Consider the following 25260-nt stretch of genomic DNA (forward strand, 5'->3'; position numbering starts at 1 on the left):
AAAAACAAAGGAACCAGCGCTAGAATTAAAAGTTCTGGTTCTAAATATTAATCAGGGTTATAACATGAACCTGATGAGTGCGTGTAAGAAGCTAAATGATTATACTATCTATGTTGCTAAGATAAGAAAATATGTTAAAATGAATATAAAGTTAGAAGATGCAATCAACAAGGCGATTGATGAGTGCATCGATGAAAACGTGTTACGGGAGTATTTGTTAAAGCATAGAAATGAGGTATATGAAATGTGCATATTTGAATGTACCGATGAGGAGATAATCGACGCTATAAAAGAGAGTGAATATGATTTAGGTCATGAAGCTGGGAAGGTAGAAGGAATCGAAGAAGGGCATGAAATCGGTTTAAAAGAAGGAATCGAAGAAGGGCAGATAATGACATTAGTAAAACTTGTTCAAACTGGAATAATAACAGTTGAGCAGGCCGCTAATAATCTATCAATCTCAAAGGAAGAATTTGAAAAGATTCTCAATGAAAAAAATAGCTAGAAATATAAGTGAATAGTAGAATTGATACTGGAATAGGGTGGAGCTAAGCGTGTGCTTAGCTCCATTCAACGTTTATGTGATAACATCAACATTTTAGAAAACTATTAGATTTATAATTTTATTCTTTCTTTATACCAATTTTTTGAAATAAGTTATATAATAGATTTAATCCAATTAAAATTTATTCAATCAATTAGGGAGGCTTTTATGGCAAGAAAGAATTTTGGCGCAAAGCCACTTACACTTCCACAGCCTGTGTGGATTATTGCAACTTATGATGAAAATGGAGTCCCAAACGCAATGAATGCAGCTTGGGGCGGAATCAGTGAATCTAATGAGATTACACTTTGCCTTTCAGTAGGACATAAGACTTGCAAAAATTTTGAAAAGACAGGCGCTTTCACAATTAGCATGGCTGACGCAGCTCACGTTGCCGGCTGTGATTACGTAGGTATTTCTTCAGGAAATAAGACTGAAGATAAATTTTCAAAAGCAGGCTTCACAGCTACAAAGAGCGAATTAGTAAATGCTCCAATTATCAACGAACTCGCAGTGTGCCTTGAATGCAAGCTCAAGAGCTTCGACCATGATAGTTGCATCCTCAAGGGTGAAATTGTAAATGTAAGCGTTGACGAAGCAGCACTCACAGAGGACAAGGTCGACATTGCAAAGGTAGCACCAATCGCCTTTGATCCATTTAATAATGCATACCACGTGCTTGGTGAAAAGGTAGGAGATGCCTGGGGTTCAGGTAAGGAATTACTTTAGAAACTAGATAAACAATACATACTTTTATAATTAATAAAAATGTCGTGTCTGCATGATAAAATCAAGAGAAATTATCGTGTCTACACGACATTTTTTATGGAAATGATGTGTTTCTTCTTAAACATCAACATTTTAGAAAGAAAAAATGTCCATCAATCAACATTTTGGAAAGAAAAAATGTCCGTCAATCAACATTTTAGAAAGTTAAAATGTCCATGCATCAACATTTTAGAATATTATCCCATGAATTTATTATAAAATCATGGGATTTGAAAAAAGTAATAATTTTAATTCATAAGTAAAAACTTATAAACTGGAATAACCTCTATCGTCTTATTCCCCTCGGTTATAGTGCCTTCTTCATCGTGAGTCACAATTATAAGTCGCGATACATTTTCAGATTTATCCATAAAATCAAAAAGGTTCTTAGTTTCTCGCTCGTAAGCGGATTCTAGGTTATAGCAAACCTGCACCCCGCACTGCTTTTGAGGAAGGTAAAAATCCACGTCAATGCCAGTTTTACTTGACTTAAAGTAATAGACATCCTCCCCGTAGAGGCGCTTTAAATGGCAAGCAACCACATTTTCAAGAAGGGCGGAAGCCTTGTCTACCAGGAAGAGATTGAGCAGGCCATTATCATAGAAGTAAAATCTTGGAGTGCTCTCCTTCTTTGAAAACTTATTCACATAATTTCTTGTTCTAAACAGTAAAAATGCGCTCTCTGCGTAACTTGTGTACTCAATCATGGAATCTGTCGAGGTCTTTATGCCAGTTGCCTTAATGTTGCCGGCAAGCTTGTTAAAGCTGATTTCGTGCATGACAGTTTCTGCGATTTTCTTAACCATAAGGCGGAGGGCAGTTTGATTCTTGATATTTTCACGTTCGGAAATGTCCCCAAGAAGCACCTTTTCGTAAACGCTCTTGATATATTCTCTTTTGTCTAGCAAATGTTGTGCTTCTGCAAAGCCTCCGAAATTGATATAGTTACTAGTCGCATTCTTAATCTTGGCAAGTTTAGAACTAGTTAAAAGTGCCTTGTTGGAGTGGTCGATTTCTAAATAGTCAAGGACCTCAGCTAGGGAAAAAGGCATAATCATCTTAGATAAATAGCGGCCTCCAAGGACTTTTTCCATCTCAGAACTTAGCATCTTGGCGTTGCTGCCAGTAATGTAGACATGCTTTTTCTGGTCGGCCATTCGTCTTGCAAAATGTTCCCAGCCATCAACAATCTGTATCTCGTCAAAGAAGTAGTAGATTTCCTTGCCTTCGGCCAGTTCATAGGCTACTTCCACAATGTCGTTAAAATCTTCCTTTTGAAAACCGAACAATCTATCATCCTCGAAATTGACATAAATAATCTGAGACCAGTCAACACCTGATTTAATAAGATCTTTTGCAATCTTATAAAGTAAGGTGGATTTTCCAGCACGACGAAGTCCCACCAAAATATAATTCATATTTTTTTCGAAACGGTAGTTTCTGTCTATAATAGTGCTTTCTTCAATGACTTCTAGTTGCTCTAGAATCACTTGTTTAATTATATTTTTATTCATAATAACATCACCTCTTATATATTATTTTATCGTCTATACACGATAAAATCAAGTAAAATTATCGTCTCTACACGATAAAATTAAGCAAAATTATCGTCTTTACACGACAAAATCACATAAAATTATCGTATCTACACGATAAAAATAAAGAAATTTATCGTGCACACACGATGAAAATTTCTGCAATACATTTTCAAAATTCAGTTTCTATTATCTTTTTTCTATGATATAATTTTAAATGTCCGCGACAGAAAAACATTTGTCCGCAATATTTTTAAAACATAACCCAAAGCTTTATGGCGGCTTTAGGAATGTAGGAAGGAAGTAAGAAAATGAGTGACATGAATATTGTTTGTTTAGACCTTGAGGGTGTACTTGTTCCTGAGATTTGGATCGCATTTGCAAAGGAAACAAATATCCCTGAACTAGAGAGAACAACAAGAGACGAACCAGATTATGACAAGCTAATGAAGTATAGAATTGGCATCTTAAAGGAGCATGGCCTTGGCCTTAAGGAAATCCAGGAAACAATCGCTAAGATTGATCCACTTCCAGGTGCTAAGAAGTTCCTTGATGACCTTAGAGAACTCACACAGGTTATTATTATTAGCGATACATTTACACAGTTTGCAAAGCCTCTTATGGAGAAGCTTGGTTTACCTACAATTTTCTGTAATACTCTTGAAGTAGCAGAAAATGGTGAAATCACAGGCTTTAAGATGCGTTGCGAACAGTCAAAGCTCTCAACAGTTAAGGCTTTACAGTCAGTTGGCTTTGAAACAATCGCTTCAGGTGACAGCCACAACGATTTAGGCATGATTAAGGCATCTAAGGCAGGTTTCCTCTTTAGATCTACAGATGCAATCAAGGCTGAATACCCAGAACTTCAGGCTTTCGAGGAATATGATGATTTATACGAAGCAATCAAGAAAGCTCTTTAATTTTCATTAAATTTTTGTATAATAGAATTATAGACCACAGCATTAATGCATACAGCTAGTGCTGTGGGATTTTTGTATTTACGAATTTATTCACTTAAATAAAAGGGGGAGGAAATCATGATAAAAGTAGCAATAATAGGTTTAGGTCACATGGGTAAGCGCTATGCCAAGATGATTTTAAGCGGGGAAATAAAAACTTTATCTTTGGCTTGTGTCTGCACAAGATCGGGTCAGGCTGCGCAGTGGCTTAATGAGAACTGTGATGGCGTTGTAGATAAAGGCGAGGTCAAGCTCTACCGTAACGAGAATGAGCTTTATGAAAATGCAATGACAGCCTTCGATGCCATCATAATCACAACACCTCACAAGCTCCATCCAGATACAGCAATTAGAGCCTTTAGAGCCGGTAAACACGTGCTTTGTGAGAAACCAGCGGGAATTGATGTCATAAGTGCAAGACAGATGTATTCTGAAAGTAAGTTTGCAGATGTGGTTTACGAACTCATTTTCCATCAAAGAACATATTCACGTTTTATAAAGCTTAAGCAAATGATAGACAGTGGTGAAATTGGTCGCATCCAGGCTGTTAGACAAATCGATACAGGCTACTATAGAACTAGATCTTATCATGCGTCTGGCGAGTGGAGAAGCAGCTGGCAAGGCGAGGGTGGTGGTGCTCTTATTAATCAGGGCCAGCACCTACTTGATATGTGGCAGTGGCTTTTTGGTATGCCTCAGGAAGTTGGTGCCTTCATCAACTGGGGTAAATACAACGACTTTATCGTTGATGACGAGGCAATTATTAATTTTAATTATGAAAATGGTATGACAGGCGTTTTTATTCTCTCAACAGGTGAGGCTCACAAAGAAAGATACATTGAAATTAGCGGAACTAAGGGCCATATAAGAATTGATGATGACAAGCTAAGAATTTGGCGCTTCTCAAGGGATCTTGAGGAGTATTCTAAAAATGCAACTTGCTCCTCAACTCAGGAATTATCTGAAGACTACGAAGAGATAGATTTAGTATCAGAAACTGGTGACGAGCCATACCGCAAGGTGCTAGAAAATTTTGGCGAGACAGTTATTGCAAGAATTAATAAGGCTCATAGCACAGCGAATCAAGAAACTGATGCAAAGGAAGATATGGCTATAACTAACGGTCAAGATGGCATCAATACTTTAGAGCTTACCTGCGGCGCCTACCTCTCAGCCTTTAAAGGCAAGAAGGTACGCATCCCAGTAAATGGCGAAGAATATAGAGATTTCCTAGATGAGATGAAACATAACGAGTCCGAGGTTTTGGGCTAGAGAAAGATTTGTGGGATTTAGGAAGCTCTAGACAAGTAAGATGGTTTAGAGATTTCAGAAACTAAAGAAATAAGCGGATTTAAGCGGTAGAATGAGCAATCATTTTGCCGCTTTTGTTGTTGACATGGTTTATGGTCCGCTTTTGTTTTTTTTAATCCAGTATTTTTCTCCGTGTGTGCCTATTCTCACCATCAATCCGGGAAACAGCCACATCCCGCATTAAAATTAAGCAAGTTGGAAACATCGGAAATTTCTCCTTTGTGCCTGTAATTTAGTGATACCTGAAGAATAGTCAACAGATTTCCGGAATTAACAGAAGAAATCAAAAACCTTTGTGACTTTTCTTGAGTGTTGACGTGGAAAAAGCACAGAACTAGTGAGACGCCATGGAAGAAATCAAAATTTGTGTGGCTAAAAGAAGAGATATCCTCCCTTATAGCCAAAAATCTCCTAGGAAACAAAGAAATCTTATAAGTAGCCAGTGGCTATAAATTAAGCATACAAGTAAAAAAGTCAAAATTCCCCCTGCAAATCCTCCAATAAAAACATAATTCTCCCTACAAATCCTCCAATAGAATCCCAATTTTCCCCAAACAGCCTACTATCGACAAAAAAATAATACCAACACTAAAAAAACTCTATTCAAATAATTTTATTTATGATATACTTACTTAAAGAGATTTTTGTAAAATTATATATAGGGGAGGTACATTATATGAAGGGTAATGTATTAGTTGGCCAATCTGGTGGCCCTACAGCCGTTATCAATTCTAGTCTTGCTGGGGTTTTCAAGACTGCAATGGATAGAGGATTTAATAAGGTATATGGTATGCGTTATGGAATTCAAGGTTTCCTTGATGAGCAGTATGTTGACATGTCAAAATACGTAAAGAACGAACTCGACTTAGAATTATTAAAGAGAACACCATCAGCATTCCTTGGAACTTGTCGTTATAAGTTACCAGCTATTCACGAAGATAAAGAGGTTTATGAAAAAATTTTCCATCTACTAGATAAGATGGATATTGAAGTATTAATCTATATCGGCGGTAACGACTCAATGGATACAATTCAGAAGCTATCTGATTACGCAATCCTTACAGGAGCTAAGCAAAGATTCATTGGTTGTCCAAAGACAATTGATAATGACCTTGCACTTACAGATCACACTCCAGGTTACGGCAGTGCTGCTAAGTACATTGGCACATCTACAAAGGAAGTAATTCGTGACTGTCTTGGTTTCTCTTATAAGAAGAAAAATGTAACAGTTATTGAAGTTATGGGACGAAACGCAGGTTGGCTTACAGGTGCAACAGCACTTTCAAAGGCTGAAGATTGCGACGGTCCAGACTTGATTTACTTACCAGAGATTCCATTTGATATTGAAAAGTTTACTAAGAAGGTAGAAACACTTTTGAAGAAAAAGGACATTGTAGTAGCGGCAGTATCAGAAGGTATCAAGAATAAAGAAGGAAAATATATTTGTGAGTTCTCAGCAGGCTCTTCAACTAAAGATGCATTTGGCCATATCCAAATGACAGGAACAGCTGCTTATCTTGCAAATTATATTCATGAAAAGTTAGGCTGCAAGACACGTTCTGTAGAGTTTTCTACATTACAGCGTTCAGCTTCACATCTTGCAAGCCGAATTGACATCAACGAAGCTTTCATGGTTGGTGGTGCAGCAATTAAGGCTGCAGATGAAGGCTTATCAGGAATGATGGTAGTTATTGATAGATTATCAGATGATCCATACCAGTCTACAACTGGTGTTTATGATGTTCATAGAATCGCCAACGGCGAAAAGGTTGTACCACGTGAGTGGATCAACAAGGATGGAGACTACGTTACAGATGAATTTGTAAGTTATCTAAAGCCATTAATTCAGGGTGACTATACTCCTATGATGGTAGACGGTCTTCCAAGACATTTAACAATGAATACCAAAGGCTACAAGGATCTCTACAAGGTATTCAATGAATAAGCTAACTATCTATCTTTCTTAATTATTGAGGCGGTGGGAAATTTCCTACTGCCTCATTTTTGTTTTTAATTATTCGTGTTTGTAGAGGCTTCAAACTTTTTGATTTGTATTTTTTTAAAAATGTGTCAGAGAAAGGTATGTCTTTTTTTATTTCGTCAGATAGATGATATCATTTATCTGACGAAAAGAAATAACAACACATTTTTATGCAACCCCGCCGAACCGATACCCGGATTTTATGCAACCCCGCCGAACCGACACCCGGATTTTATGCAAAAACCGACAAAAACATACTCAGATTTTGTTTTTATAAGCATAATGAAAAACCATCTGATTACCATCTGATTTTTGTTTTGTCAGATAAAATGTATCATCTATCTGACGAAAAGAAAAAATAATATATATTTCTGCGACCTCAGATTCTAAAGCCACCATCCAAGTCATAAAAGAAGGCACATGGTTAATTTCTACCATGTGCCGGATTTACATTCATTTTAAAAATTCTATCGCAATCTTATTCTCTAGTACAATCTTATTCTCTAGTACATTCACCATTACTAGCAATTACTTCTTTATACCAATCAAAAGACTTCTTAGGGAATCTAGCTAATTCGCCCTTTCCCTCATCATCCTTATCAACATAGATAAAGCCGTAACGCTTGCTCATTTCACCAGTTGAAGCTGAAACTAAATCGATACAACCCCAAGGAGTGTAACCAAGAAGTTCAACGCCATCAATTTCCACAGCCTTCATAAGTTCCTGAACATGAGCCTTAAGATATGCAATTCTGTAATCATCATTAACGCTAGCCTTGCCAGCTTTAACAGCTTCTCTAAATTCTTCAGTTCCTGGAGTAAGCTCTTTGCCAGTTTCTGTATTAATAACGGTATCTTTAGCACCAAGTCCATTTTCTACAATAAACATAGGCTTCTGGTATCTGTCATAAATGCTGTTAAGTGTGATTCGAAGACCAACTGGGTCAATCTGCCAGCCCCATTCAGAAGCCTTAAGATGTGGATTCTTTAGAGTTGCAAATACATTTCCAGCAGTCTTATCTGTTAATTCTGGATTAGCACTTGTAAGGCGAGAAGAGTAGTAACTAAAGGAAATGTAATCAACAGTATTCTCTCTTAAAAGCTTATCATCTTCAACTGTCATATCAAGGTTAATGCCCTCACGCTCAAAGAACTTAAGAGCGTAGCTTGGATAGTAACCACGAGACTGAACGTCGATGAAGAAATAATTTTCTCTATCCTTAAGAATTGAATCCATAACATCATCAGGATCGCAGCTATATGGATAGTAATTTCCGGCAGCAAGCATACAACCAATCATGAAATCAGGGTTAATGCTATGTGCAAGCTTTGTAGCTGCAGCGGAAGCAACAAGCTCATAATGGGCAGCCTGATACTTGATGAGAGTTTCATTTTCACCCTCCTTAAAAGAAAGGCCAGCGCCCATGAATGGAAGATGAAGAATCATGTTGATTTCGTTAAAGGTAATCCAGTATTTAACCTTATTCTTGAATCTTGTGAAAATAGCTTCGCAATAAGCCAAGTATCTATCAATCATTTGACGACTCTTCCAACCACCAAACTTTTCCAAAAGACCGATTGGCGCATCAAAATGGCAGATAGTAACAACTGGCTCGATGCCATTTTTAAGCATCTCGTCAATGATTTCGTCATAGAATTTAAGGCCTTCCTCGCAAGGTGCATTTTCATCACCATTAGGGAAAATTCTAGACCATGACATTGAAAAACGGTAGCACTTAAAGCCCATCTTAGCGAAAAGGCGGATGTCCTCGATGTAGTGATCATACATATCGATGGCCTCTCTGCCTGGATAAAAACTATCAGCCGGTAAATCCTTATATGATAGCTTGCCAAGAGCAACTGGGAATCTGTTCTTGCCAGCAGGAACCACATCAACTAAAGCAAGGCCGCGGCCTCCTTTGTTATAACCACCTTCGCACTGATTTGCAGCTGTTGCGCCACCCCATAAAAAGTCCTTTTGTAACATAAAAAACCTCCAAAATTCATTGTTTATTATCTATTATTTATTGTAATAACACCCTATTATTTAATTTAGCACATAAATATTAACACAATGTGAATTCTAGATAATATTTTAACACACTTTTGTATGGATGTATATTGTCAAGACACGCTCGCAAGTCTAGCGCCGGATTCTTGTATTTATTTAATATTGTTAGTATAATGTAGTTAGTAATTTGTTTTTGTGAAAATGTATATAGTGCTAAAATTCAGAGAAAGCCGTAGGCTTATTAAAGCACGCTAAATTTACTATAAAGGGGATAAATATGGATAATAATTGGTTTAAGAACATGGCTTTTTATCAGATATGGATTCGTTCTTTTGCAGATGGCAACGGGGATGGAATTGGAGATTTATATGGCGTTTATGACAAGCTAGAATATATCAAGTCTTTAGGAATTGATGGAATTTGGTTTTCGCCAATTTATCCATCGCCAAATGCAGATTATGGCTATGATGTTTCAGACTATAAGGACATTCATCCAGACTACGGGGATTTAGAGCAGTTTAAAAAAGTCTTAAATAAAGCTCATGAACTAGGCATGAAGGTCATAATGGATTTAGTAATTAATCACACATCTGATGAACATTTTTGGTTTAAGGAAAGTTGCAAGGGTGGAGAAGACAACCCTTATAAGGATTACTATATTTGGCGTGACGGAAAAATTGATAAAAATGGACATAAAAAACTTCCTAATAATTGGAATTCGCTTTTTGAAGGGAAAGCTTGGGAATATAACGAAGAAAGAGGTCAGTACTATTTACATTTTTTTGCCAAGAAACAGCCTGATCTAAATATGGATAATCCAAGGGTTCGTGAGGAAATTAAGGATATTATGCGCTTTTGGCTTGATTTAGGAGTGGATGGATTTAGAGAAGATTCCATTGCTTTTATATCAAAAGTGGAGGGACTTCCTAATGGATACCCTGAACTTCCAATGATTAATGGTCTTCGCTACACTCAGCATGGCCCACATATTCATGAGTATATGAAGGAATTTAGAGAAGTCTGCGAGGATTACGATTGCTTCCAAATGGGTGAGATGCCAATGACAGGCCCAGATAAGGCAATGCCTTATTTAACTGGGGATACGAAGTCTTTAGATATGGTAATTACCTTTGATTACATGAATGCTGACAATTTCCTCTCGGATTTTATTAGACGACCATTTAATGTGGTGAAATACAAGAGGGCCTTTTCTAAGTGGCAGTACGCCATGAATGGCAAATCTTGGAATTGTGTGTATATTGAAAATCACGATCATCCAAGGGTTGTTAGTAGATATGGTAGTGAGAAGATGTGGAGGGAGAGTGCTACAAGTTTAGCTGCTAGTTACATTTTCCTTCAAGGATGCCCTTTTATTTATCAAGGACAGGAAATTGGAATGACTAACCTCCGCTTAAATTCCATCGATAAGTATGAGGATATTTCCTCTAAAAATGCATACATGACCTTCCATACTAAGAAGTCAAAATCCCAGCGTCTTTACTATATTGGCGAAGGTTCAAGGGATTCCGCTAGAACACCAATGCAGTGGTCTGATGGAAAATATGCTGGCTTCTCTACGGTGAAACCTTGGTTTTACTTAAATCCTAACTATAAGAAGATAAATGTGAAAGCCCAGGAAGAGGATGAAAAGAGTATTTTAAATTTCTATAGAAAAGCCCTTAAATTAAGGAAAGATAGCGACGCACTTATATGGGGTGACTACAAGGAATATTTTCCTAAGGATAAAAATGTATATACTTATGAAAGAACATTATCTTCAGAAAAGTTTTTAATAATCTGCAATTTAAAAGGGAAACATATAAGCTATAAAATGCCAGAAGAATATGTAGGCTTAAAGGGCGAGCTTAAACTTAGTAATTACGAGGATGGACACAGATTAGATATTCTAAGGCCCTATGAATGTAGAGTTTATAAGTATGAGTAATAAACTAACAGAGATGAAAATTGCATGTAAAACAATTTTCATCTCTTTATTTTAGTTTATATTTATTAATAATAATGAATCTTCTTCAATTTTCTCAAAATCTTCCTTCATATAATTAACATTGGTCCATTTAAAGGAAATTGATTGGCAATTATCTGAAATCTCAATCTTAAAAATTTGTAGATCAGATGAGGGACCTTCTGGGACAACCCCTTTAATGTAACATTCTTCTATGTCAGTATTTATGACTTTATAGTCATTAGAGTCAGAGATTATCCAAGTGTTAATTACGTACATGGTAGGTAAAACAACAGTAAGGGTGTTATTTTTAAGGCTTTCGCGGGAAATGTTAACTTCGTATTTTTTTTGATCAAAATGATTTAAAGAGATATCACCAATAGTGTAGACAGTTTTATTAATTATAAGACAGTTTGCTTTTGGATAACCCTTCTCATTTCTTGGGAAGATTGAGCTATATTTAACCGAAGTAGAACAAGCAGTTATACTTAATATCATTGCTATAATAGATAGCTTTAGAAGTATCTTGTGTAAATCCATGATCTTGATTTCCCTCCTAGCTCATATGAAAAATTCCCATTAGCATTTAATGAAACACTACTGTGTCTACCACCATTTGGTTCTAATAAAATAAGTATCTTATTAGAACTATTCCAATATTCATAACCGATTAATCCAACAGAATGTTTTGTTAAACCTAAATGCATGGGTTTGTTATTATTAATATTGTTTTTAATTTGTGTAAAACTTATAGGTCCTGTTTGTTTAGGATAAAGATTCCAATGGTTATATGCTTTTTTAATTTCTGTCCATGTTCCACCATTATCCCAATTATCTCCATAAACATATTTGGAAACATCTAGGCAGGATAAATTTGTATTTTTATAATAATTAATTAGAGCTGCACATGTAGCTGCCCAACAAGTGTCATCAACTTGACTTACCCCTTTAACATTAATGGTTTTATATGATGACGGACGATCTATACCTGTTAAATTGTAACGTTGAGGTTGATAGGTAACATTTAATTTATTAAGCAAATCGTTATAATTAAGCAATGAAGTATTATTATAGTCGAACGATGAGTTTTTAACAGTGTTTATATCTAAAAAATTGATATTATCAAACATACTGTAAATTTTAATTAATTGTGTTTCATTATAAGCATATAGATTAATACCATCTGAAATAAATGCATAATTTCCACTGTAATCTGAAACGAATTGATTTAATTCCTTAGAAAAAGAAATAGACATTGATGCTGAAAAGGAAGTATCATAATTTATTTCCAATATAGCTTCGATTTTTTTATCCATATTAGAAATAATTGGATAACAAGCATTATAGTTATCGTTGGTAACATTGAAAACTGTAAATGGATGTCCAAGATAATAATTTGAAATAGAATGTTTTAAATCTCCAGTTTTTATTAATACATTTAAATGTTGTAAATAAACTTCTTTTGCATAATCGTCATAATCAGACGATATAGATAAGCTACTTACGTTCAAATTATTATAGGTTTCAGCTTTTGTTGTACGAGAATTAAAAAATACAATAATAATAACTAATAATGATAAAAAAGTAAAAAGTTTAATTTTTTTCATAATATCCTCCTTTTTAAATAAAAATATATTATAATTTATTTTAACATATATAATATTAGATGTAAATAAATTTAATAAAAAGTATAATGTTTTTCAAATCTAAGGCCCTATGAATGCAGAGTTTATAACTATAAGTAAATGTGCTATAATCATGGGGCAAAAACATTTATTTATATAAAGGCAGGAGAATATATGTCAGAAGTTATCGAGAAATTTTTAAGATATGTTAGTGTTCACACTACATCAGATGATGAAAGCCAGACAAGCCCTAGTACAGCTAGACAGTTTGATCTTGCTAGAATGTTACAAAAGGAAATGCTTGAGATGGGTATCGAGGATGCTTATCTTGATGAGAAGTATTGCTATGTTTACGGTCACATCCCAGCTAATGACCCAGAGAATACTAAGACTCTTGGTTTTATTTCACACATGGATACAGCACCAGATGCTAGTGGTAAGGATGTTAAGCCAAGAACAATTGAAAACTATGATGGAAGCGAAATCATTTTAAATAAGGAAAAGGACATTAAGATGAGTCCAGTAGATTTTCCAGAATTACTTGATTACAAGGGAAAGTCACTTATAGTTACAGATGGTACAACACTACTTGGTTCTGATGATAAGTCAGGTATTGCAGAAATCATGACAATGGCTAGCGAAATCATCAATCATCCAGAAAGAAAGCATGGTAGAATTGCTATTGCCTTCACACCAGATGAAGAAATCGGTGTTGGTACAGCACACTTTGACTTAGAAAGATTCGGTGCAGATTTTGCATATACAGTTGATGGTGGTGCTCTTGGAGAAATCGAGTTTGAAAACTTCAACGCTGCAGCTGCAGTAATTAAGGTGGCTGGTAGAAATGTTCATCCAGGTGAAGCTAAGAACAAGATGGTTAACGCAGCTTCAATTGCTATGGAATTTGAGAAAATGTTACCTCAGAATGAAAAGCCAGAATACACAGAAGGTTACGAAGGCTTCATTCATCTTATTAGCATGGAGGGTAACACAAGCGAAGCTAAGTTACAGTATATTGTAAGAGATCATGATAGAGCTAAGTTTGAAGCTAAGAAGGAATTACTTAAGTCAGTTGCAAGCTTCTTAAATCAGAAGTACGGCGAAGGCAGAGTAACAGCTGATATTTCAGATACATACTACAACATGAGAGAAAAGGTTGAGCCAGATTATATGTTCTTAGTAGATGGTGCAGTTGAAGCTTTCAAGAAGTTAGATGTAGTGCCTAAGGTAGTTCCAATTCGTGGTGGTACAGATGGTGCAGCACTTTCATATAAGGGCTTACCTTGTCCAAACCTTTGTGCAGGAGGTCATAACTTCCATGGTATTTATGAATATGTATGCGTAGAATCTATGGAAAAGATTACAGAGATGCTTGTTTTACTTGCTTGCTGTAATTTTGCTAAATAAGAGATTGTTATTATAATAAATTTGAAAAAAGAGACAAAATTGATATGATCCCCCTTAAGTAGATTTGGTTATTTATCTTGTCTACTTGACAGGGAGCATATTGGTTTGTCTTTTTTTTAATAAAATAAATTATAATAGTTGACATAGCTCTTTAAATAGTTTAAACTTACTTTTGTTAGTACTAACAAACGATTAAATAAGGAGATAAAATACATGAAGAGAAGAGTAATAAGTGGAATATTTGATTTGATATATTTATCAATTCTAGTTTTTATGTTTATAGCAAATAAAAAACATATTATCTTATCACATAGAGCTGTTGGGCTATTGATGCTTTTACTTGTGTTTGTAGTTGTTGTAAGAATATGTTTAGATAAAGAAAAAGAAATTAAGAAAAAAGTCATAGAATCAATTGCATATTTGTTATTTGCAGTTATTGTTTTTGCACTTGTTATATGGCTTTTTTAAGGAAAATTTGTAAGATAAAGATAATAGAAATATAGAAACCGGATTTAGATTTGAAAATCTAAATTCGGTTTTTTGTTTAAACTGAGATTAACTGGAAGAATACTATTAAATTTGTTACAATGTTTAATAAAAAAAGAATAAATGCTCTTTTATCTTAAAAATAATATGATATGATATCATAATATATATAAGGAGTGATATAATGGCTAAAGAAGCAAAGACAAACGCTATGCGTTTTTTGGAAAAAAATAAAATTGCATATACAGAAGAGACCTATGATGCTAAGGAATTTACAGATGGTGTACATTCAGCCGAGATTCTAGGTCATGACCCAGATAGAAGTTTTAAGACTTTAGTTGCTGTTGGAAAGTCAGGAGAACACTATGTTTTTGTGATTCCAGTAGCACTAGAAGTAAATTTTAAGAAGGCCGCTAAAGCTGTGGGTGAGAAGAATGTAGAGTTAATTCACGTTAAAGATTTAACTGCACTTACAGGTTATATTAGAGGTGGCTGTAGCCCACTTGGTATGAAGAAAAATTTTAAAACTGTAATCCATAGTAGTTGCTTAGATTACGATAAAATCTATATTAGCGGTGGTCGAGTAGGCTTAACACTTGAGCTAGATCCTAAGGATTTAGTAAAGGTAATAAGAGCCGAAGTTACTGATATTGTAATGGATTAATTTTAGATTATAGAAAGGTTTACAAGATGACATATTTTACATGGTTTTTTCTTGATAAAGAGAAAGATATTATCGTAAATCTGTATAAAGATTTAGATAGAATCTACTACATTTTAAAAACACCAAATCACGCATCTGGTAACTTAATTCGTAATATTGCCAAGATTTGTGATTTGGACTTATCTAAGGATGAGGACGATATGCTCATTATAAAGGGCGAGGTTCCTTGCTTTATTGATGGAAACAATCAGGAGAATTACATTTTCAAATTCGGAGAAACTGAGATTGCGCGAATCTTTCCCGATGGAAGTGTTGAAGTTAAGGCCACAATACCTGCAATTGCTAAGACTTTACTTAGTCAGTCAAAGGAGGCTCTACTTCCACTAGATAAGACACTTTTTGAGACTTTTATTCGTAAGGATTTAAAATTTAGAGCAGACCTTCATACTCACATGAACGGTAATTTAACAGGTGATGTGCTAATTGCCTTAGGTATTGCTCATCAGATTAGATATCCGCTTTATTATGTGAAGAAATTGGACCTTAAATTGACTAAGAGTCAGTGGGATAAATTAGAAGAGCAGAGAGAAAAGGTAGCAAGACAGTTTGTAACATCAGAACTTAAGGGCAAGTATCTTGATCGTAAAATCAACGACAACACATTTATAAACTTTGCAGATCTAATTTTAAACAACTTGGATAATGCTGAGGAAAATATTGTCAAAATCAGAGGTTCTCTTGCAGTTATTAAGGATGGACAAGCTGTATTTACTAACTTAGAGAAGGTATACATTTATCGATATGTATTCTGTAAGGGCGTTGAAAGCGAAGAGAAGATAAGTTTAGCTAAGAAGGATATGATACCGGATTTAGATGTAAGAGCAGCGCTTTCACAGATGATTCGTGATAGAGAAAATCCAGCTTATTGCCACAACACAATTTTCCAGGATAAGTTACTTTGGATTGCAAGAAGCTATAAAAGACAGGGAATTGTTTATGCAGAAATCAGTGATACAACCCTTGTTAAAAAGTATGAATCTCTTGAAATGTTACGTCAGGTACATGAGGTTATGCCAAGTATCTATCAGGAAACAGGCGTAATGATTAGATTCCTTGCAGCTATGAGAAGAATTCCGCTTACAATTATTAAGGATGCCGTAACTCCAGATAATTATCTTGAGCAAAACCTTGAGGTTTTAAAGGCTACAGCCCTTGATCCATATGTTGCAGGTTGCGATTTTGTTGGAGAAGAAATCAACGACATCATTACTTTAAAGCCAGCATTTAAGGAATTAGTTAAGATTGCTGCAGCTGACCCAAGTTTTGTAATTCGTGTACATGCTGGTGAGAATGATAGTCAGAAGGATAACATTGCACACTCAATTGAGTGTGTTAAGGATTCCCTTGAACCTGGCCAGAAGATGCCAAAGATGCGTCTTGGACATGGACTCTACACTTATAGTCTTACAAGTAAGAAGGGTAAGGATACCCTAAAGCAGTTAATTGAAAATGATGTTGTGCTAGAATTCCAGATTTCAAGTAATGTTCGACTTAATAATTTAAATACACTAGAAAAACATCCTTTAAAGCAGTATTTAAAGAATGGTATTGCCTGCGTTCAGGGAACTGATGGCGCTGCGCTTTACGGTACAGATGCTATTGAAGAAGAATTGTCTTTAAAGAAAATGCTTGGGCTAACCGAAAGGGAAGTGCAGCTTATGAAGGATGCCGAAAAGAAGATTATTGAAGAAAGTCAGCAGGCCTATTCTGATAAGAAGGCAGCCTTTGAAAGACTTGTTAAGAACAAGGATTTTGAGGAAGTTTTACTTGATAAGATGCAGACAGTTAAGATTAAATCTAATAAGTCAAAGCGTGAGCTTAAGTATGACTCTAACAAGGAGTTAAAGGAACAGATTCAAGAAATTACATGGGATAGATTCCCAATCGTCTTAGTAGGTGGAAGCTTTAATACAGAAAACCGAGCTACTAAGCTTAGTGCCAATGCTACAAAGCAGATTGACGAAATGCTTGAATACTTAAACCCAGAGGAAGTTTGCTTTGTGATAGGTCACAAGATTTCAGGTTATGAAAAGTATCTTCTAGAACATAATGAAAAGAATTTTAGAATATATTCTTTCGTACCTGCAGTCCTTACAAAACATGAAGCTGAAAAAATTAAGAAGGCCGGTGTTAAGGTAAGGGTATCTACAGAAGCACAGGCAATGGGTATTTATAAGAGTTTCAACTATGAAATCTTTGAACGTCGTCCATCTATGGTAATTGCTTTTGATGGTAATAGTGCTGCAGCTAACCTTATTCAAGAAGCTAAAAATGGTAAGGGTAAATCAGCAATTTTAGTATGGGCTAATTCTAAAGCTTTAATGCAAAAAGCTAAGTCACTACATGGTTATGCATATTCTTTTGATGCCAAGAATAGAATTGTGGACTTAATGACAAGCCTAAAAAAGAAGTATTCTAAGGAATTGTAGAATAAATAGAAATTAGGAGATCAGATTTGATAAATATATCAAAGATGGTCTCCTTTTTTTAACTCAGTCGGAGAAATCCCCTACCTCTAAGCGTTGGGGAAGAGTCCGCCATGAGAATAGCCTGGCGGCTATGGGCGGCTCCTACATAGCAATCATTATATGATTGCTACAGTAATAGCGTAGGTGGGGGTTATGACAAACTATATCATTAAATACAATTTGTCTTTAGCATAGTTGGATATAGAAGTTAATATAAAATCTCACATAATGTTGCAGAAAATAGTATATTTGTGTAAAAGTAGTTCTATTTTCTCACATTTTGTGCTAATATAAACTTTGTGTTTTGTGTGATTATAGGAGAAATAGCATGTTTGGAACAAGATTAAAAGAATTGCGTAAGAAAAATGGATATACACAGGTTACATTGTCAGAAAAATTAGGAGTTTCCAAGGGTACGGTTGCTATGTGGGAAGTCGGCAAAAGGAAGCCTGATTTTGAAACTCTATGTACACTGTCGGAGTTGTTTGATGTTCGGACAGATTACATATTAGGACAATCGGATGATGATTCTTCTGCTACACTATCAGCGGAAGCTATTGAAAAATTTGGGAAATGGTCGACAGAGGATGAACTGATGGATCTCATTAAGCTCTATCTTTCAATAGATGATTATGGCAAGCAAACTGTGGATTATTTGATAAAAACGGAAGCCGAAAGGTGCAGGAATCAGGGAACATCTGAGGATGTAAGTGGAATAGATATCATTTGCAGTATCAGATCAGGTTCTAAAAGATTTGATTAGATGATTCAAAGAATGGAAGAACGAAAATCTTGATCCACTATATGAAAAAATAAAAGATATCATATAAATATGCTTGTTATATGCATAACATAGATTTCAGAAAGGGGATGTCAATGGAACAAAAACATGATATCGTTCTCTATCAGATTGATGATACCAATGTCTGCGTCAGCGTAATATATAAGGACGAAACATTTTGGGTTACTAGAATGTCTATGGCAGAATTGTTCGATGTTGGTCCACAAGCTATCAGTAAACATTTGGGAAATATCTATAAAGAGGAAGAATTAGATCGCGAATCAACTAGTTCCAAAATGGAACTAGTTCAAAATGAAGGCGGTGTCGAGAAGAAGCGTAAGGTGGATTTTTATAATCTCGATGCCATTATTGCCGTCGGCTACCGTGTAAATTCAAAGAAAGCAACCAAATTCCGCCAGTGGGCTACCAAGAGGCTGCAAAGGAGTATGATATTTTCCGAGTGCGACAGGATCAGGAATATGTATCAGAATTTGATAAACAAACCGAGAAATATTTTAAGGGTGAATAGCAAACAGCCGAGTTGGTAACATTTCGTTACCTCCTCGGCTGCAATTGTTATTACTATTAAATTCCATTATCAATAGTTATATGGCTTCCGCCAGTTTTGTTCTTAGTAACAATTACATGCTTTTTAATATTATCCTTTAGATCTTCTCTATGACTAATAATACCTACAAGCTTGCTGCCAGAAGAGAGTTCTTTTAATAGTGCCATAGAATCTCTTAAAGACTTCTCATCTAAAGTACCAAAACCTTCATCAATAAATAAAGTATCTAGTTCAATACCGCCAGAAGAATGACTAATACTATCTGATAGACCTATAGCAAGACTTAGGGAAGCCTTAAAGCTTTCTCCACCAGATAAGTTACCAACTGGTCTTTCTTTTCCTGTATAGCTATCTAGCATATTTAGTTTTAGGAAATCTTTGTTGCCATCTGAGTGTCGTTTAAATTCAAATTGTCCATTGGTTAAAGTGTATAGACGCTTGTTAGCAGCTTGTAAAATTTTTTCAAAACCTTCTAACTGAACGAAGGTTTCAAAGGACAATTTATTAGAACCAGCAACCTGACCGCTAAGTAAATCATCAAGTCTTTTATATCTGATAGCCTTATTACTAAGATCTTCAGATTTCTTAAAGCTCTTATTAATAGCTGCTTTAGTGCTGTTATTATTATCAATTTCATTATTAGCAATTGTTATATCCTGTTTAGTTTTATCAAGCTCAAGTTTAACTTTATCAAGACTTTCTTTAAGGCTTGTAATATCAACTCTAGTCTTGCCTTCACAGCTTTTTTTAGTATCCTCAAGTAAGGATTTATTAGAACTTAATTCATTCTTATAGCTGTTAATTTCGCTATTTAATCTTGATAAATCCTCAGCACTAAGTAAATATGTATGATAATCTAATTCATCTGCAAAGTCCTGAGATTTAATAGCCTCATTATAGGCTTTTAAGTTTTCATGAAAATTTTGATTGGCATTATCATAATTTTTCTTAGCGTTGTCATAATTACTAGAAGCTTTTGTTAAGGCTTCATTAGCTGAATCGTAGTTGTTCTTAGCTGCTTTAAAGCTATTCTCAAGCTCATTAGCTTTATTAGTTAATTCCACACGTTTGGCAATTGCCATATCAATATCATCAAAGTCTAGTTTAGGAAGGGCATTTAATTGACCTTCTAGCTTACTAATAGCAGTTTTAGCTGCCTCTAGTTTATTAGTAAGTTCTTCTTTTGAAAGCTTATGCTTATCAAGTAAAACTTGATAAGTTGCTAGATTTTCCTTGGCTTTATTATATTCATTAGCGAGGGCACTAAGCTTTTTTATATTAAATTGGAGGTCCGTAACAATATTAGTGAGCAATTCATAGGCATGTTCTAATAAAGCTTCTAATTCATTATCTGACGCCTCTTCTCTAGGAGCTAGTTTACCTACTGTTAGTTTTTCAAGGCCTAGGTAATCTTTATCCTCTAGAGCAGGTAAACCATTAATTGTATCAAAGATTCTTTTATAGCTATTTAGAAGATTCTCGTACTTATTAGCTAAGTCTTTTAGAATACCTTCCATTTGACTTTTATAATTATTTAGTTTAACAAGCTGTTCGTTATTAGCTTTATTTAGCTTCTCTAAATCCTCTGAAGTAACAACAGTTTCTGTTAATTTGGCCGGTGCTGGATGATGAATAGATCCACAAACAGGACAAGGTTTATCTTCACATAATTCTTCAGAGGCAATAATACCAGCGAGGTTTTTCATATAGGCGCTATATTGATGACCATAGTCCTCACATGCTTTAATATAAAGGTTATTTTGTTCATCAAGTGTATAAGTAGCCTTAATAAACATCTTCTTAAACTTAAAGATACCCTTAAGTTCAGTATTAATTAGGTCATAAAGCTCTTCTTTTGCCTGTGTTAATTTTTCAAAATTTATCTTAGTGTTTTGCAAATCTAGGGCTACAGATTCATTCTTATTAATAAAATCCTGCTTACTTTTAATATCTTCTTCTAATTTAAGTCGTTTTTCTTCAAAATCGTTTAGCTCTTTAGTTAAGCGATTAGCTTCCTGACTTTTATCAGCGATTTGCTTATTAATAGTATTCTTATCATTATAAAAATGTTCTTTCTCTGAAAGAGTGTGAATATCTAATCTAAGTTTAGAAATAATCTCTTCACTGTCCTTGTGAAGTTCTAGTGCTTTTTTACATTCATTAAACTTTTCTAAGGCATTTTTATGGTAATTATCGAAGAGCTCTAAATCGTTTCCGGCTTTAGTGTATTGCTTTTCAGCTTCAAGGTATTTATCCTCTGCAGGCTTAACTTTAATTAAGGCCTTTTGCCCGATTTTATAACTTTCTTCCTTATGACTAATTTCTTCTTTTCTAGCTTGTAATTCAATGTCTTTTTTATTCAATTCCTCTAGCTTATCAAGAAGACTATTAGTTTCATTGGCAGTAATAAACTCCTTGTTTACTTTGTTATAATTTTCATTAATTGAGGCTAGCTTAAGCTCTTGTTCCTTTATAAGATCCTTATCAAAGCTGTTGATTTTATCAATGAAATTCATTATATGATGAGCATCAACGGCGTTACTATTCTCGGTATAATCCTTTTTCTTGGCGGCTAGTGTATTAGCAAGTTCTTCATTAAAATTAGCTTTAACACTTTCAAAATAGCTGGCAATTTGCTTGTTAGCATCGGCAATGTCAGAATTTGCCTTATCCTTCTTCTCCTTCATAATCTGTCGCATATTCTCATACTTCTTAGTCTGAAAGATAGTCTGCATAATAGCCTTACGAGAGTTAGAATCTGCATTAAGTAACTTATAAAATTCCCCTTGAGCAATCATGACAGTTTGTCTGAATTGTTCAAAAGTTAAGTGAAGTAATTCCTCGGAAATATATTTATTAGCCTCTGATAACTTCTCAATAGTCTTGTGTTCATCAATTGTAACAACAATAGATTCCTTATAGGGTTTAGTTCCTGAACCTCTTTTTCTGGCATATTCCTGCTCCGGTTCACGATGCACATTATATTCTTTACCGTTGTGAGAAAATGTAAAATCTACGTAAGATACTAATTCAGGCCCAGCAAGTTCATTACGAAAGGCCTTCTTCTCTTTATCCTTTAAACTTCCTTCTCCGTAAAGGGCAAAAGTAATGGCATCAAAAATTGTTGATTTACCTGCACCTGTATCACCACAAATAAGGTATAGACCATGCTCACCTAGGTCCTTATTAAAATCTATAACAGTTTTATCTATATATGGGCCAAAGGCACACATTTCAAGTTTAATCGGCTTCATTAATAATTCCCGCCTCCTTAGCAACTTCTTTTAGACAATCGAAATCCTCTTCATCGATCTCTGTCCCCAAAATTTGTTTGTAAAAATCGGACATCAAATCTACAAAAGATTTGTCTGTGCTTATATCTGAGATCTCAGCCTTAGCTAAGGCTTTAGTTCTACTATTCTCAAAATTCAAAGACATTAATCTAGGATAGATATCCTTAAGTTTATCGTAGGAATTTGGCAATTCATCTTCGTCTGTTAGTGTAGCGAAGATGTAGTCCTCCAAAGGCCCATTCTTTCCAAATTCATCTGATCTTTCATGAGGGTCAAGGGCTCTTGCTGCGCTAATTAAGTTAGAGAGTTCTCCTTTAATTTTTCTCATCTTTCTAAGAGGTTTTAAAGGTACTAATTCAATTGAAACGTCGCCCTTCTCCTTGATTTCCACAATAGGAACAGACTTCTCTCTTGTAATTTCACTAGCTGAGTAGCAAAGTGGAGAGCCACTATATCTAATGCTTTCACGGCCTACTTGCTGTGGAATGTGGATGTGTCCTAAAGCCACATAATCAAAGGCATCAAAGATATTAGTGCCAATCTTCTCAACAGTTCCTACATCGGCTGTAGCATCCTCAGAATCGGATAGGAGAGGGTCTGTAGAGCCAGCCACAAACTGATGAGCAAGTAACACATTACGAGCCTTATAATCAAGACCAGGGTGCTTTAAAGCCACATCGACTGCCTTTTGATAGCTGTTAGTTTCCTCGTTTTCAAATTCTTCAGGATAGTAGGACTTTACTAAAGAAGCCTTAATGAAAGGCAACATATGAAAATATATTGGTCCATATTCGTCCTCTAATTCCACAAAAGGCACTTCCCCAGAATATAAACCAGTTATGTATAAATTATTATTTGAAAAAATTCGACTTCCGAAATTAAGTCTTTCATCGGAATCGTGATTACCACTAATGGCAATTACAGTCTTGCCTTTAGTGCTACATTTTGTAAGAAAATTATCAAAAAGAGAAACAGCCTTTTCACTAGGCTGTTTCTTATCATAAATATCGCCTGAAATAACTATTACATTGACATTATTGCTGTCCGAAATATTCAAAATTTCATCAAGTATATAAGACTGATCTTCAATCAATTCATAGGAATTAACGTTCTTACCTATGTGAAGATCGGCAAGGTGCATAAACTTCATAAATCCTCCCATAAAACCTGTATATCAATACAAATATTATAGCATGAATTTTATAATATGCAAACACTTGTTTGGTTATTTATCTCCAGCCTATACAACAGTAGTAAAGGCCGTCATCCCCAAGGATAAAGGCAATACCCAGTGCACTATGAGAGCTATTTACATCCATAATTACATCGTGATGCTTCTTAGAAGCTAGCCAAGCATTTACGATTACAGATGCGTCAGTTGTATTTCCACGGTAAAGAATTTCTGCGGTATAATATCCCTTGTCAACGCTAAAACATTCGCTGTTATCTAGTCTTACATGATTTATCTCGTGTGCAGTAGCCTCTTCGCAAACTCTTATTAAAGCATCATTTGTTAAACGTGAATCTAAGTAAACCGAGCCTAAACCCGCTGAATTTCTTGCCTCATTTATGGCATTTAAAATGGCTTGGTTGTATTGTGTGAGAGCTGCATAGCTGTTAGCTGTTGGTGTTTGACTATCTGAATCGGCCTTCGTAGCATTTTCAGTAGTTTCCTCTTTAGTAGGGTTTTTGCTAGTGACAACTTTTGATGAATCTGTAGTAGTTGTAGTTTCCGTACTTCCGCTTGTTGTCTCTTCAGTGTTTGTCATCTCTTCCGGCGAAGTCGTTTCTATTGTGCTATCGTCATCTGCGGCAACCTCGGCAGTTTCCTCCTGGTTTAGGACTTCTTCTGCTTGGGTATTGGCTTTATTCTTCTGATTATAAGTATTTTGAAAATGTGCATAGACCTTCATAACTAAAACAGAAGATACCATAACAAGTACAATAAGGCACAATATAACTAAAGCATGTCTTTCATTTTTTGTCATTTTATATCTACCCTATTCAAAAAAAATATAATTCGCACCTAATGGAAACTAGGCACGAATTATATTATCTCATAGTTATAAAATTTTTCAATTACTTTTTGAATTTTTTTGATATATTTTTATTAAGACTTATGAAAATATATCTCGAAATCCACTGCAAAATTAAACGGTCTGTATAGCCTGCTTTTTAACGAAATTAAAGGCCTGTGACACACTTGGAAGAAGTAGTAAAACTACAGTAATAATTCCCTCTGCACCGATGTATGTGATGTTATAGAGGAGGGAGTAAACTAAGGCATTAAACTGACCTAAACCGTAGTCTGTTGCGTATGCGCCAAAGAAGATTACTCCTGAAAGTACTGCAAAGAAATATCTTCCAAAGATAGCAACTATGTAACCAATAATTAAACCGTTCTTTTTATTACTAAAAAATCCGGAAATACCTAAAGCGCCAAAGGCGAAGATATAATCTACGAAAACCTGAGGAATGCTTAGGATATATGGGTCAATAATAAACTGTAAAAGTCCATAAGCTGCACCGCCTAGGATACCAATTACTGGGCCGTACCAATAGCCGATGATTGTAACAAAGAGCATTGAAAATACAGTAACAGAGCCACCCATTGGTAACTTAAATGGATTTATCATAGAGCAAACAGTTGCAAGTGCAATAGACACAGAGCAAAAGATTAGTACTCTAGGACTGAATTTCTTATTGTTTCCAGCTAAAAATGCAATAGCGATTAAAACTGCAAAAAGAATAAATGCTATTAGTGCATAGCCGTTTGAAGTTAGGGAATAACTGCCATCCCCGTTGTTTAAAAAGAACATAACATTTTCGTAAAACT

Annotated in this window: 19 protein-coding genes and 1 pseudogene; 12 read left to right on the forward strand and 8 right to left on the reverse strand. The window is 35.1% G+C overall.

What is annotated here, in order from left to right:
• Positions 1-505 (forward strand): annotated as a pseudogene (locus tag QVA17_RS05260) (hypothetical protein); the annotation flags it as partial.
• A 207-nt stretch (positions 506-712) separates the two neighbouring features.
• On the forward strand, positions 713-1273 hold the full coding sequence (locus tag QVA17_RS05265) for a flavin reductase family protein (protein WP_103952943.1): 561 nt from the start codon (positions 713-715) through the stop codon (positions 1271-1273).
• Between the two features lie 287 nt (positions 1274-1560).
• On the opposite strand, the gene QVA17_RS05270 is transcribed toward QVA17_RS05265, so the two are convergent.
• On the reverse strand, positions 1561-2826 hold the full coding sequence (locus QVA17_RS05270) for an ATP-binding protein (protein WP_287386922.1): 1266 nt from the start codon (positions 2824-2826) through the stop codon (positions 1561-1563).
• A gap of 341 nt (positions 2827-3167) precedes the next feature.
• Between QVA17_RS05270 and thrH the strand changes: the two genes are divergently transcribed.
• The 3 genes from thrH (at position 3168) to QVA17_RS05285 (ending at position 7062) form a co-directional block, all read left to right on the forward strand.
• Positions 3168-3767 (forward strand): bifunctional phosphoserine phosphatase/homoserine phosphotransferase ThrH, encoded by a 600-nt coding sequence (thrH, locus tag QVA17_RS05275; protein WP_027431312.1) that lies wholly within the window; start codon positions 3168-3170, stop codon positions 3765-3767.
• A gap of 117 nt (positions 3768-3884) precedes the next feature.
• Positions 3885-5078: a Gfo/Idh/MocA family protein gene (locus tag QVA17_RS05280; RefSeq protein WP_287386923.1), complete on the forward strand. Its 1194-nt coding sequence runs from the start codon at positions 3885-3887 to the stop codon at positions 5076-5078.
• A 715-nt stretch (positions 5079-5793) separates the two neighbouring features.
• Positions 5794-7062 (forward strand): 6-phosphofructokinase, encoded by a 1269-nt coding sequence (locus tag QVA17_RS05285; RefSeq protein WP_027431310.1) that lies wholly within the window; start codon positions 5794-5796, stop codon positions 7060-7062.
• A 532-nt stretch (positions 7063-7594) separates the two neighbouring features.
• Here the strand turns inward: QVA17_RS05285 and ascB are convergent.
• Positions 7595-9085 (reverse strand): 6-phospho-beta-glucosidase, encoded by a 1491-nt coding sequence (gene ascB / locus QVA17_RS05290; protein ID WP_287386924.1) that lies wholly within the window; start codon positions 9083-9085, stop codon positions 7595-7597.
• A gap of 301 nt (positions 9086-9386) precedes the next feature.
• Here ascB and QVA17_RS05295 point away from each other — a divergent pair, with 301 nt between their 5' ends.
• Positions 9387-11054: a glycoside hydrolase family 13 protein gene (locus QVA17_RS05295; RefSeq protein WP_287386926.1), complete on the forward strand. Its 1668-nt coding sequence runs from the start codon at positions 9387-9389 to the stop codon at positions 11052-11054.
• A gap of 51 nt (positions 11055-11105) precedes the next feature.
• On the opposite strand, the gene QVA17_RS05300 is transcribed toward QVA17_RS05295, so the two are convergent.
• On the reverse strand, positions 11106-11612 hold the full coding sequence (locus QVA17_RS05300; RefSeq protein ID WP_287386928.1) for a hypothetical protein: 507 nt from the start codon (positions 11610-11612) through the stop codon (positions 11106-11108).
• The gene (locus tag QVA17_RS05305) at positions 11588-12679 is read right to left on the reverse strand and encodes a papain-like cysteine protease family protein (protein WP_287386929.1); all 1092 of its coding nucleotides are present in this window, start codon (positions 12677-12679) and stop codon (positions 11588-11590) included. The genes QVA17_RS05300 and QVA17_RS05305 overlap by 25 nt, the downstream gene beginning before the upstream one ends.
• Positions 12680-12871: 192 nt before the next feature.
• On the opposite strand from QVA17_RS05305, the gene pepT reads away from it, so the two are divergent.
• The 6 genes from pepT to QVA17_RS05335 all read left to right on the forward strand — a co-directional run bounded on the left by pepT (position 12872) and on the right by QVA17_RS05335 (position 19111).
• Positions 12872-14104 (forward strand): peptidase T, encoded by a 1233-nt coding sequence (pepT, locus tag QVA17_RS05310; RefSeq protein ID WP_287386931.1) that lies wholly within the window; start codon positions 12872-12874, stop codon positions 14102-14104.
• Between the two features lie 213 nt (positions 14105-14317).
• Complete coding sequence (locus QVA17_RS05315; RefSeq protein ID WP_287386932.1) at positions 14318-14572, forward strand: hypothetical protein; 255 nt, start codon at positions 14318-14320, stop codon at positions 14570-14572.
• 202 nt (positions 14573-14774) lie between these two features.
• Positions 14775-15254, forward strand: a complete 480-nt coding sequence (ybaK, locus tag QVA17_RS05320; RefSeq protein WP_287386933.1) for a Cys-tRNA(Pro) deacylase — start codon at positions 14775-14777, stop codon at positions 15252-15254.
• 26 nt (positions 15255-15280) lie between these two features.
• Positions 15281-17743 carry an adenosine deaminase gene (locus tag QVA17_RS05325; protein WP_287386935.1) on the forward strand — a complete coding sequence of 821 codons (2463 nt, stop codon included), beginning with the start codon at positions 15281-15283 and terminating at the stop codon, positions 17741-17743.
• A gap of 367 nt (positions 17744-18110) precedes the next feature.
• Entirely contained in the window at positions 18111-18545 is a 435-nt protein-coding gene (locus tag QVA17_RS05330; protein ID WP_287386937.1) for a helix-turn-helix domain-containing protein, read from the forward strand.
• A 113-nt stretch (positions 18546-18658) separates the two neighbouring features.
• Positions 18659-19111: a virulence RhuM family protein gene (locus QVA17_RS05335; RefSeq protein WP_287386938.1), complete on the forward strand. Its 453-nt coding sequence runs from the start codon at positions 18659-18661 to the stop codon at positions 19109-19111.
• 37 nt (positions 19112-19148) lie between these two features.
• On the opposite strand, the gene QVA17_RS05340 is transcribed toward QVA17_RS05335, so the two are convergent.
• From QVA17_RS05340 to QVA17_RS05355, 4 genes are all read right to left on the reverse strand, one after another.
• Positions 19149-22385 (reverse strand): SMC family ATPase, encoded by a 3237-nt coding sequence (locus QVA17_RS05340; protein ID WP_287386940.1) that lies wholly within the window; start codon positions 22383-22385, stop codon positions 19149-19151.
• Entirely contained in the window at positions 22372-23574 is a 1203-nt protein-coding gene (locus tag QVA17_RS05345) for an exonuclease SbcCD subunit D (RefSeq protein ID WP_287386941.1), read from the reverse strand. The genes QVA17_RS05340 and QVA17_RS05345 overlap by 14 nt, the downstream gene beginning before the upstream one ends.
• Positions 23575-23653: 79 nt before the next feature.
• The gene (locus tag QVA17_RS05350; protein WP_287386943.1) at positions 23654-24412 is read right to left on the reverse strand and encodes a CAP domain-containing protein; all 759 of its coding nucleotides are present in this window, start codon (positions 24410-24412) and stop codon (positions 23654-23656) included.
• 162 nt (positions 24413-24574) lie between these two features.
• Positions 24575-25243 (reverse strand): energy-coupled thiamine transporter ThiT, encoded by a 669-nt coding sequence (locus QVA17_RS05355; protein WP_287386945.1) that lies wholly within the window; start codon positions 25241-25243, stop codon positions 24575-24577.
• Between the last annotated feature and the right edge of the window lie 17 nt (positions 25244-25260).

It is taken from the genome of Lachnospira sp. (genome assembly GCF_016290755.1).
Lineage (GTDB): Bacteria > Bacillota > Clostridia > Lachnospirales > Lachnospiraceae > Lachnospira > Lachnospira multipara.